Annotated in this window: 11 protein-coding genes; 3 read left to right on the plus strand and 8 right to left on the minus strand. The window is 36.9% G+C overall.

What is annotated here, in order from left to right; all coding sequences use genetic code 11:
* Window positions 1-391: 391 nt before the first annotated feature.
* Window positions 392-766: a BC1872 family protein gene (locus V7164_RS00010; protein ID WP_335347647.1), complete on the minus strand. Its 375-nt coding sequence runs from the start codon at window positions 764-766 to the stop codon at window positions 392-394.
* Window positions 767-976: 210 nt separating this feature from the next.
* Complete coding sequence (locus V7164_RS00015) at window positions 977-1,177, minus strand: hypothetical protein (RefSeq protein ID WP_335353134.1); 201 nt, start codon at window positions 1,175-1,177, stop codon at window positions 977-979.
* Between the two features lie 86 nt (window positions 1,178-1,263).
* Here V7164_RS00015 and V7164_RS00020 point away from each other — a divergent pair, with 86 nt between their 5' ends.
* The 3 genes from V7164_RS00020 (at window position 1,264) to V7164_RS25615 (ending at window position 2,743) form a co-directional block, all read left to right on the plus strand.
* Window positions 1,264-1,461 (plus strand): excalibur calcium-binding domain-containing protein, encoded by a 198-nt coding sequence (locus V7164_RS00020; RefSeq protein ID WP_335347645.1) that lies wholly within the window; start codon window positions 1,264-1,266, stop codon window positions 1,459-1,461.
* Window positions 1,462-1,586: 125 nt separating this feature from the next.
* Window positions 1,587-2,381, plus strand: a complete 795-nt coding sequence (locus V7164_RS00025) for an Arm DNA-binding domain-containing protein (protein ID WP_335347644.1) — start codon at window positions 1,587-1,589, stop codon at window positions 2,379-2,381.
* A 152-nt stretch (window positions 2,382-2,533) separates the two neighbouring features.
* Window positions 2,534-2,743 carry a tyrosine-type recombinase/integrase gene (locus V7164_RS25615; protein ID WP_335490698.1) on the plus strand — a complete coding sequence of 70 codons (210 nt, stop codon included), beginning with the start codon at window positions 2,534-2,536 and terminating at the stop codon, window positions 2,741-2,743.
* Between the two features lie 77 nt (window positions 2,744-2,820).
* On the opposite strand, the gene mutL is transcribed toward V7164_RS25615, so the two are convergent.
* From mutL to miaB, 6 genes are all read right to left on the minus strand, one after another.
* On the minus strand, window positions 2,821-4,689 hold the full coding sequence (gene mutL / locus V7164_RS00030; protein WP_335347643.1) for a DNA mismatch repair endonuclease MutL: 1,869 nt from the start codon (window positions 4,687-4,689) through the stop codon (window positions 2,821-2,823).
* Between the two features lie 62 nt (window positions 4,690-4,751).
* Window positions 4,752-7,352 (minus strand): DNA mismatch repair protein MutS, encoded by a 2,601-nt coding sequence (gene mutS, locus V7164_RS00035; RefSeq protein ID WP_335353135.1) that lies wholly within the window; start codon window positions 7,350-7,352, stop codon window positions 4,752-4,754.
* 186 nt (window positions 7,353-7,538) lie between these two features.
* Window positions 7,539-8,165, minus strand: a complete 627-nt coding sequence (locus V7164_RS00040; RefSeq protein WP_335347641.1) for a LysE family translocator — start codon at window positions 8,163-8,165, stop codon at window positions 7,539-7,541.
* Between the two features lie 109 nt (window positions 8,166-8,274).
* On the minus strand, window positions 8,275-8,823 hold the full coding sequence (locus V7164_RS00045; RefSeq protein WP_335347640.1) for an outer spore coat protein CotE: 549 nt from the start codon (window positions 8,821-8,823) through the stop codon (window positions 8,275-8,277).
* A gap of 367 nt (window positions 8,824-9,190) precedes the next feature.
* Window positions 9,191-9,619, minus strand: a complete 429-nt coding sequence (locus V7164_RS00050) for a RicAFT regulatory complex protein RicA family protein (protein ID WP_335353136.1) — start codon at window positions 9,617-9,619, stop codon at window positions 9,191-9,193.
* Between the two features lies 1 nt (window position 9,620).
* Window positions 9,621-11,165: a tRNA (N6-isopentenyl adenosine(37)-C2)-methylthiotransferase MiaB gene (miaB, locus tag V7164_RS00055; RefSeq protein ID WP_335353137.1), complete on the minus strand. Its 1,545-nt coding sequence runs from the start codon at window positions 11,163-11,165 to the stop codon at window positions 9,621-9,623.
* Between the last annotated feature and the right edge of the window lie 313 nt (window positions 11,166-11,478).

The raw sequence follows: 11,478 nt of genomic DNA on the forward strand, positions 1-11,478 counted from the left end.
ATCAATAATCTCCTTTTATGTCACATTTTTTGTCAAATGAACATAATGCTTAAACCATTTAATGAACAAGTACATTTTTAAAGAAACACGGACAAGTTTTTTAAATTTGAATAATATATAATACCCAAGAGACACCTCCTAATATAATGCAGGTACTATTACTAGTGCCTGCATTTCCTTTGATTACATTTTACTTAATGAATTAATTTCCTAAATTCAGGGAAAATTTTTTTTATGGGATAAGGCAAACATCTTGTTGAAGCTTCCACACTCGCCTTATCCTAATCAATTCCCATATTGTTGCATAAAATAGCTATGAACATATCCCTTTTGCATATCAGTTTGCTTTAGAGCCTTACAAGGCTCTTTTTTTGTGTAGTAACTTCCATGCTTAAAATGTTACATTCAATGCTTTTAATGAAGCCATGCAAATTCTTAAAGGCATATCTTTCATTTCAATAGATTCACATTGTTCACTGGAAAGCTCCTGTCTATAGTTGTAAGGTAGTGTCTGATCTTCTTTCATCACATACGAAGCCACTCGACAAGAACTTGAACTGATTTCAAAGTATATTCCTTTAAATCTCATTTCTTTAATGACCTTCCACGCATCTGCTATGTCTTCTGTTGGACAGAAGTCATCTGGAATAGAAAATTCCTCCCCATCATCCGCGTACACAGAAATAATGTCTATATTTTGAAAGTGATTTGTTTTCCATCCAAATACATTTTCAGCAATCAATTGATCTATTTTTCTTGTGTTCAAACAGATCCACTCCTTTTAGGAAATTCCTTTACTCTTGTGATTAATAAAAATCTGACCAACTCATACCAACCATGTACAAATAACAAGTTGAATTACATGTACCGTATGTCCGGTGATACCAATCTCTATAATCCAGTTTCCTCCCGCATTCTTCACAACACTCACGCCATTTAGTAAATCTCCATCTTTGTCTGTTTTTAGCTGCCACGATTATTCCCCCTCAACATCATCGAATTTCATTTTGAAGGCATCCACTTGACGAACAGTGCCGACTTCTAATTCGATAGTTGCATATGTGCCAATACCTTCCTCAAGGCTGCCCTCTTGACTAAAACAGTGGAAATATCCCTTTAATTCCTGTTGGTATGAAATTGCTGTTACTGGCCTTAATCCGTTCCTAGCTTTTCTCATTCTTAACCCTCCAATTTTAAAGAAACATAATACAAAGTCAGTTACTTAAACTCGTATTCACCTGCTGTTTTTTTATAGAGCACCGTATGCTTTTTAGTAAGCCCGCAAAAACGGATAAAAACTGCACTGAGTTAAATAAGGATTATAAAGGTGGAGTCGCTGAGTCTTCTTCTTCGAAAAACAAAGGCGGAAAAACAAAATATAAACCACATGTTTCAAAAGAACTTTATGATGCAAACAAGAGCAAAGATCGCGATAAAGATGGCATTGCGTGTGAACGATAACTTATAAGCCCAACTCAGGGCTTTTCATTTAATCACAAAACAGAACATATATTCTTACCGTCTGAAAGTTTACTTTAATGAAAAAAAGATATACAGAAAAACAGTAAAATATTAAGGAGGACAAAATGACTTACTATAGAAAAGTTCCCGCAAAAAACAAAAAAGGCTATACATGGTCATTTACACTTGAACTTGGTAGAGACCCTTCAACAGGTAAAAGGAAGCAAATTACAAGGCGTGGATACGAGACTAAAAAAGATGCTGAATTAGCCGCAAATCAAATGACAATTGAAATAGATAATGAAACATTTGTGAATGAAAAAGAAATAATATTTAAGGATTACATTATTGACTATCTTAATATTATTGCTAAACCAGCTGTAAAGCTTACTACGTTTAATGGCTATTCGAGCGCAGTAGAAAAAAGATTGATTCCAAAGTTCGGACATGTGAAAGTAAAGCAACTTACCCCAATAATGATTAGCAAATACTATAACGAGCTACTTAATGAGGGATTAACTGAAGAATTTATTCAGTACATCCATTCCATACTGAAGATGGCTGCCAAAACTGCGGTCGATTGGAAATATATTAAAAATGATTTTATGAATAATGTAAAAGCTCCACGAAGGCAAAAGAAGAGTATTGAAACTTGGTCAATAGAGGATTGCAACATCTTCCTTAACAGAATGAGAAGTCAAAAAAATCATATATTTATGCTATATTATTTAGCCATTTATACGGGAATGAGACGCGGTGAGCTTTTAGGACTAAAGTGGGGAGATATCGATATTGGCAAAAAAAGAATTTATGTTCACCATTCCTTATATTATGTCGCTGGGCAAGGTCTAGTTTTGCAGTCACCCAAAACAAGCAGTGGAAAAAGAAATATTTCTATTACAGACGAAATGATACGATAAATTCAATTTTATAAAGTAAAAAAACAGGAACAGTTATTCAAGGTTGGTATGAAATTAAATAATGATCATTTTGTTATTTCTGCTTTTGGCGGCGAACCGGTTAACCCTAATACTATACATAAGCAATTTTTATACGATATCAAGCTTTGGGTGTGAAGAAAATTCGTTTTCATGATCTAGGACATACACACGCTACAATCATGTTAGAAATTGGTGAGAATTCTAAGGTAGTTTCAGAAAGATTAGGTCACTCAAACGTGGCCATAACATTAGATAAATATAGTCACGTTACCTCAAATCTTCAAGATTCATCAGCGGAAATTTTTTCAAAAGCACTTCAAAAAAGCGATTCCAACCAGTAAAAGTGGTCAAAATGTGTCAAATAATATAATAAACAACGAAGAATCCTGCTATTCTAAGGGTTCTTCGCTGTTAAAAATCACATAACTCTCTTAAACATTTTTTCCATGTCATAGGTAGAATAATGAATAATAATCGGACGGCCATGCGGACAGGTGAAAGGGTCAGAGGTCTGTCTTAATTCATCTAGTAATGCCTGAATTTCATCATTCCTTAAATGATGGTTAGCTTTAATAGAAGCCTTGCAGCTCATCATGATCGCTGCTTCTTCCCTTAGCTTCTTAATATCAACCCTCTTCATGGACAGGAGCTGCTCAATCATATCCTCAATGATTTCCTTTTCTTCTCCTTTTGGCAGCCATTGCGGATGAGAGCGGATGATAAAGCTATTATGACCAAACGGCTCAAGGAAAACGCCGACCTTTTCCAGCTCACCCTTATATTCATTAATTTTAATATAATCATCTGTTGAGTAATCAAAGGTCAATGGAATGAGCATTTCCTGCAGCTCACTCGCCACTTGTCCAACCTTTTCTTTAAAAAACTCATATTTAATACGCTCTTGAGCTGCATGCTGATCGATGATATATAATCCCTTTTCATTTTGAGCAAAAATATACGTTCCGTGCATTTGTCCAAGTGGATACAACGGTGGAATTCGCGTAGGCTCTTTCTGATCTACCTGTTCTATATGCGAAATCTCGCTTGTTTCACTATTTTTTTCATAAGTGCTGAAAGAGGCTAAATCTTGTTCAAGATTTGCTGAGACCATTTCTGACATTGGCTTAGGATTATTTGCAGTCAACTCAGTGGTCAATCCTTTTTCCATAACAAAAGAAGAAGTTGGAGGCTGGACAAACCTTTCCTCTTTAAATGCCTTCTCAGGAATATGATCTAATTGCAAAAATGTCTGTTCCTGTTTCGGCTGAATAGACTTTGGCTGTGTAAACCCTGTCGGAATCAGCTCCTCCTTCTTAAAGGCGGCTTTAATTGTTTCAATGACAAGCTCATATAATTCCTGTTCCTTACTTAAACGGACTTCCATTTTAGAAGGATGGACATTGACATCAACTAGCAAAGGATCCATATTAATATTAATTAATACAATTGGATATCGGCCTATAGGTAAAAGGGTATGATAGCCTTCCTGGATTGCTTTTGCTAAAGCATAATTCTTAATGAATCTGCCATTTATCATCGTTGAAATATAATTTCTGGAGGCTCTTGTTATTTCAGGATATGCTGCATAGCCGCTTATTTGAAAATCCAGAGAGCTTGCTTGAATGGGAATCATTTTTTTCACGATGTTCATTCCATAAATAGCCGCTAAAACTTGGCGAACATCCCCATTTCCATTCGTTTGGAGCAGCTTTCGATCATTGTGAATAAGACGGATTGATACTTCTGGATGTGCTAGGGCCAAACGATTGACAACATCAGTAATATTTCCAAGCTCGGTATGAATGGTTTTCATATATTTTAAACGTGCAGGCGTATTAAAGAATAAATCAGAAACAACTAAATCTGTCCCTTTTCTAGCTGGCGCTTTTTCTACTGCTCCTAACTTACCGCCTTCAACAACTATTCTTGTTCCGATTTCCCCAGTCGAGGTTTTCATTTCGACTTTTGAAACAGAAGCAATACTTGGCAATGCTTCACCCCGGAAACCTAGTGTACGAATACGAAATAAGTCATTTTCATCCTTTATTTTGCTTGTCGCGTGACGCTGGAAAGCAGTAAGCACATCATCTTCAGCAATACCGTCCCCATTATCTATGATTCGAATCTTGGCCAATCCTGCTTCCTCTGTTTCAATCTCAATAATTGTACTTCCTGCATCTATTGAATTTTCCACTAGTTCTTTCACAACGGATGCTGGACGCTCCACGACCTCGCCTGCTGCTATTTTATTTGAAAGTGCATCATCGAGCTGAATAATTTTCCCCATATAGCTTCACCTCCATTTTTGAAAGTTTTCTATGATTTGTAAGGAAGATTTAATTTTCTTCCTTAACTTTTTAGCTTTTTGTGGAGTTCATAAATGGTATTTAATGCTTGCATTGGTGTCATATCCAGGATATCAAGTGATTTTACTTTTTCCAAAACCTGCTTTTCCTTCGAATTGACAGGTTTTTCTTTTACTAATATTGTTTCATCAAAAAATGAAAGCTGGGAATCTGACTCTGCTGATGTTTGTAATTCTTTTTTTGGCGGTACAGCAGCATGCACCGGTGCCTTCTGCTCGAAGCCCGTTAATATCTCGTTTGCTCTATGAATGAGTTCCTCAGGCAATTCAGCAAGCTGCGCTACATGAATGCCATAGCTTTTATCCGCTGCACCTTCTTTAATCTTATGAAGGAAAACAACTTTCCCATTTTGTTCAACGGCACTAACATGCACATTTTTTAATTTCTCGAGACTCTCTTCCAAAACTGTTAATTCATGGTAATGGGTAGAAAATAATGTTTTCGCTCCTATACGATCATGGATATACTCAATCATCGCTTGAGCTAACGCCATTCCATCATATGTGGATGTACCTCGTCCGATTTCATCAAAGAGAATAAGACTGTTTTGCGTTGCATGGATGATGGCGTTTTTTGCTTCAAGCATTTCAACCATAAAGGTACTTTGACCCGAAATTAAATCATCCGCTGCACCAATTCTTGTAAAAACTTGATCAAAAATAGGCAAAACCGCCTCTGAGGCTGGCACATAACAGCCAATTTGCGCAAGGATTGCTGTTAGGGCAATTTGTCTCATAAATGTACTCTTCCCTGACATGTTAGGACCTGTGATTAAGAACATCTCACTTTCAGCGTCCATATAACAATCATTTGGTACATATTCCTGAGCATTCATCACCTTTTCAACAACTGGATGCCTTCCATCCTTGATTATTAATCTGCTTTCCTTCGAAAACAATGGCTTCACATAATGTCTCTCTTCACTCACAGTTGCAAAGCATTGAAGAACATCAAGCTCACTAATTAATTTAGCTAACGCCTGCAGCCTTGGAATAAATCCCTTAATATGCTCACGCAACCTTAAGAAAAGCTCATATTCTAGCTCTACACTTTTTTCTTCTGCTTGCAGAATAAGTGCCTCTTTTTCTTTTAGCTCTGGCGTAATAAACCTTTCTGCATTTGTTAACGTCTGTTTCCTCTCGTATTGGCCTTCTTGTAGAAGGTGAAGATTGGCTCTAGTCACCTCAATATAATAGCCAAAAACGCGATTATAGCCGACCTTAAGAGATTTAATCCCCGTCTTCTCCCGTTCCTGTTTCTCAAGCTGGGCAATCCACGTCTTTCCATTCCGAGTGGCATCACGGAACTTATCTAGTTCTTCATTATACCCATCCTTTATCATATTCCCGTCTTTAACTGAAAGCGGAGGATTTTCTGCAATTGCCCTTTCAAGCAAATCAACAATTTCTTCGCATGGATCGAGACGCTTAGAGAAATGCTGTGCCTCTGTTCTAGAAAGTTCCATTAAAAGATCCTTTATTCCAGGAATTTGCAGTAAAGAACGTCTGAGCTGGATTAAATCCCGAGCATTCACATTTCCGAAGGCGACCCTTCCTGCAAGCCTTTCTAGGTCATAGACCTCCTTCAGCTTCTCTCTAAGTTCTTCCCTTTCAAAATACGAGGTTATAAATGTTTCAACTAGATTCTGGCGGCGAATAATTTCCTCTTCATTCACAAGGGGACGATCGATCCATTGTTTTAATAATCTGCCCCCCATTGCTGTCTGTGTTTCATCTAGAAGCCATAGCAAGGACCCCTTTTTTCCTTTAGAACGTATCGTTTCGGTAAGCTCAAGATTCCGCTTCGAGAAATAATCGATTTTCATATAATGATGTGTTTGATAGATTGTTACTTTTTGAAGATGATCTAAGCTTCTCTTTTGTGTTCGATAAAGGTAGTTAAACAGTCTGGAAACGGTTTGGTGAAACTTGTCCTGATTAATATCTTCAAGTAAGTGTTGGTAGTGATCCTTTTGTATATGATCATCCTCGATAGAAAAGGTCATATCTGTCCGTTCTTTTATTTTCAGCTTCCAATCTTCGTTGAAAACGGAAGCAATAACAATTTCTTTCGCACCTAAAAGCGAAATTTCATTTAAAACTTCTTCAAAGCCTGAAGTCAAAAGGGTAACCTTTGTTTCTCCAGTAGAAAGATCATTAAAGGCAAATCCGAAAGAACCATCATCAAAATAAGAAAAAGTAGCGATATAATTATTTTCTTTATCATGAAGGCCTTTCCCCTCCATCATCGTTCCGGGGGTAATCAGCTGTACAACTTCTCTCTTCACAACACCCTTTGCATTTTTCGGGTCTTCCGTTTGCTCACAAATCGCTACTTTATACCCTTTTTCTATTAATTGTTCAACATAGCCGGGAGCAGAATGGTAGGGTACGCCACACATCGGAATACGCTCCTCCGTGCCACCCTCTCTGCTCGTTAACGTAATCTCAAGTTCCTGCGATGCTTTTATCGCATCTTCAAAAAACATCTCGTAAAAATCGCCAAGACGAAAAAATAAAAAGGCATCCTGATAATCTGCCTTTACACTTAAGTATTGCTGTATCATAGGCGTATAACCTGCCATAGTATCCTCCATTTGTAACATTAATATCATTTTGATTTATTATTATTTCAGCAGCTTCTACTGAAAATGATATTTTCATTATAACATAATCCTCTAAAGTGAATGTTCTGACAAAAGTAAAATGCAGCACTCCTTTTGAAAGATTGCTGCATCTACTAAAAATATAAATAAAGAGCAAATGACCAATTAGTTTTTTTCCAAAGCCAGCTTTATGCCAAAAAGGATAAGAATGCCTCCTGTTAACCCTTCTACCGCCTTCATAGTAGAAGGCTTTTTCATAAATTCACTAATATAATTAATTAAGTAAATATAGAAAATAAACCATATTAGTGTTAAGACTGTATAGGTTAAGCCCAAAGCTAAAAACTCAAAAAAAGCATTATCCCCTTTACCAGCAAATTGAGGCAAAAAGGTCAAAAAGAATACGGCTACCTTAGGATTAAGAAGATTTGTCAGGAAGCCTTGACGGTAGTAAGATGTATTTTTATATTTATCTGCTTGATTAGAATCTTGACTTGTCTGAGGATGTTTTTTCAAAATATATAGGATTGATTTACAGCCAAGATAGATTAAATAAATGGCACCAACATACTTTAATATTGAAAATAAGAAAGCTGATTTTACAATTAGAGCAGACAAACCGAATACAGCAGCTAGAGTATGAATGAGCAAAGCAGTAAGAGTCCCAAATGTAGTTTTCATTCCTGCAGCTTTTCGTTTTGAAATCGTATTTCTCGTAATAATGGCTGTATCAGGACCTGGCAAAATAATCAACATGATACACATAAAGATAAAAAGCCAATAATTTTCCATTTGTTCTACCTTCCTTTAAATTTTCATTCATTATATAACAAATTTGAATATTTAAACATATATTCTATAAAAAAAAGAAAAACTAGGAGCAAAACCTCCTAGTTACCTTTTATTCCTCTTCATCTCCAATATAGAAATCTGGATTTAAATCTTCAAACTCCTCGTCTTCTACGTCCATTCCCCATGCTTCGTCATCCTCACTATCGCATTTTCCAGGATGGATGGCTACACAAACCTTTGTTTCACCGATCACTTCAACGAGAAATTCTCTTTCAACGTGGATAATGATCTTATTTCCATTCGGTGAAATGACCGCTTCAGTGCAGTTAGGCTGCTGCAATACGCGTGCAATAACTTCATGGTCATCTAAACTATCCGGGTCACGGTATTTTAGTTTTATGACATCCATATATTCGACACGTTCAGTAACGACTTCAGTTTTTGTGTTATTGTCAAAGGAATGCCAAACGTTAATGTCATATGTTCCGGAAACTTCGACTGTTTTCCCGACCTTTTTCGCATCGTACTTATGGTTTATGATCCAGCAGCCTAGAATGCTTGATGGATGATGTTTAGGGCTAATCGTATGATTGGATTGAGTAAATTTACGTCCTTTCGCTACGACCGCCTTGGTTATTATCTCTCTGTATTCTCCCATTGCGAGCGAACCTCCTCATTCATTTTCACTTCATCCTATGCGGGATATTAGACTAGTGTGCGATATTTATTGATGAATGTTTGAGTAAAAGTATAGGCATAATTCATAGTATGCTTTTTCTTTAGGAGTGTGCCCACAATAGGCTTACTTAAGATTTTATCGCAGTTTAACGGGCTGTAAGACCCCCACTTCAAGAAGTTGAGTAAAACAGAAAATTTCTAAGTGGGGGATCAACAGCCCGTAAAGGCCCGATTGGTTCAACTAACAATCAGTGGGGGATGAAGGAAAACCCCCACTGATTGAAGTTTCACTTTATACAAAAAAACTCCTTTCGGAAATAATTCCAAAAGGAGTTCTGACTTTATTATTAATGGTGTGAACAGTCACTATTTTTTATTTGAGCACCTGTTTCGCCGCTTAAAAGGTCACCGCCAGTTGTCAAAATGATCTCATCTGTGACAGTATTAGAAATGACTGATGCAACTAGCTGCAGGAGTTCATTCACTTCAATTTGTGAATGCTTAAACTCTAGCACAACAGGAATTTCATCCAGCTCGTTCTGAAGGGATTCAATTTTATCTTCAGTCTTTTTTAATGCTTCCATTTTGCCGAAATGCTGCAAATTAACTGCTTGCTTTTGCAAACCTTTAATATTCGTAATTGTTGCCTTTACTTTAGCATTTTCATGAATTTGGGCTTCAGCACGTTTAAAAAAGTCAACCTCTTCCGTTTCTGCAATCATTTGTGCAAGCTCTTTTGCTCTTGCTACAATGTCATCCTTTGTGTATTTACCCATCTTACTCCACCTCTACCGCATCTAGTTCTTCAACCATTTCTCCGTTTAGTGACCACGTTTTAGCATCTGTAATTTTCACATTAACAATTTTACCAATTGCTGATTTTGGACCAATAAAATTAACTAGCTTATTTTTTCTCGTATAGCCTGCTAACACATCTGGATTATTCTTGCTTTCACCCTCAACTAAAACTTCAACAGTTTGACCTTGATATTTCTTCATTGCTTCAGCAGAAAACTCATTAACTACTGCATTTAAGCGCTGTAAACGTTCCTTCTTAACTACCATTGGAACATTATCCTGCATTTTTGCTGCAGGTGTGCCTTCACGAGGGGAATAGATAAAGGTATAGGCTGCCTCATACCCTACTTCACGATATAAGGAAAGCGTTTCTTGGAATTGCTCTTCTGTTTCATTAGGATAACCGACAATAATGTCTGTAGTGAATGTTGCATTAGGGATTGCAGCTTTTATTTTTCGAATAAGCTCTAAATAATGCTCTCTTGAGTATTTACGAGCCATGATTTTAAGCACTTCTGTTGAACCAGATTGAACAGGCAAGTGAATATGTTCTACGAGATTTCCGCCTTTTGCCAAGACTTCGATGAGATAGTCATCAAAATCTCGTGGATGGCTAGTCGTAAATCGAACACGCGGGATGTCAATTTTACGCATTTCATCCATAAGATCTCCAAGACCATATTTAATATCTTCAAAGTCTTTCCCGTAGGCATTCACATTTTGTCCAAGCAAGGTAATTTCTTGATAGCCTTGAGCAGCTAATTGTCTAACTTCCTGAATGATGTCCTCTGGTCGGCGGCTTCGCTCTTTCCCCCTTGTAAATGGTACAATACAATAAGTACAGAACTTATCACAGCCATACATAATATTAACCCAAGCTTTAATATTGCCGCGGCGTACCTTTGGAAGATTTTCGATGACGTCTCCCTCTTTTGACCATACTTCAATGACCATTTCTTTTGACATATATGCTTCCTTCAGGATGTTAGGAAGACGGTGAATATTATGTGTTCCGAAAATCATATCGACTTGATTATAGGTTTTAAGAATTTTGTTTACGACAGACTCCTCTTGGGACATGCAGCCGCAAACACCTAAAAGCAAGTCAGGTTTTTCCTTTTTCAAATGCTTTAAGTGGCCAAGTTCACCGAACACTTTATTTTCAGCGTTTTCGCGAATGGCACATGTATTTAAGAGAATCACATTAGCATCTTCCACAGTATCAGTTGGTTCATAGCCAAGCCCTATAAAGATCCCTGCCATGACTTCTGTATCATGTTCATTCATTTGGCAGCCATATGTGCGGATATAGAACTTTCGGCCCTTCCCCATTCCATGAAATTCTTCCGGGATATCAAAATCTTTATGATATTTTACTTCTTCTTTTCCACGTTTTTTAGCATCCTTCAAGGATGGCGGTGTAAATACGGTCTCAAAGTACTTACTGTAATCCTTTTCGGATTTTTTGTCCGATGGATTAGCTGTTTTCACTTGTTGTCCTTCAAGTCTTTGCTTTTCATTCATATTTTAATCCCCTTTCTAACATATCCGGGTTTTAGAGAGTTTTGTTTTATCGTGTATTTATAAAAGCATTGGTTGAGGTAATGGGTAAAATAAAGCAATTCACATTAGTATAGTATAATGCTTTTAGGGTATTAAAACAATACATTTACTGACTTGAAGCTCTCAACTTCTAATCACAAATCTACTATGTAAATGAAAAAAACTATTCACAAATATTTATCGCAGATTAACGGGCTGTAAGATCCCCACTGCAAGATGGTGAGTAAAACACAAATTTCTAAGAGGGATCAACATCCCGTAAAGGCCCGATTAT

It is taken from the genome of Bacillus sp. JJ1474 (assembly GCF_036965225.1).
In the GTDB taxonomy this organism is placed as follows: Bacteria; Bacillota; Bacilli; order Bacillales; family Cytobacillaceae; genus Cytobacillus.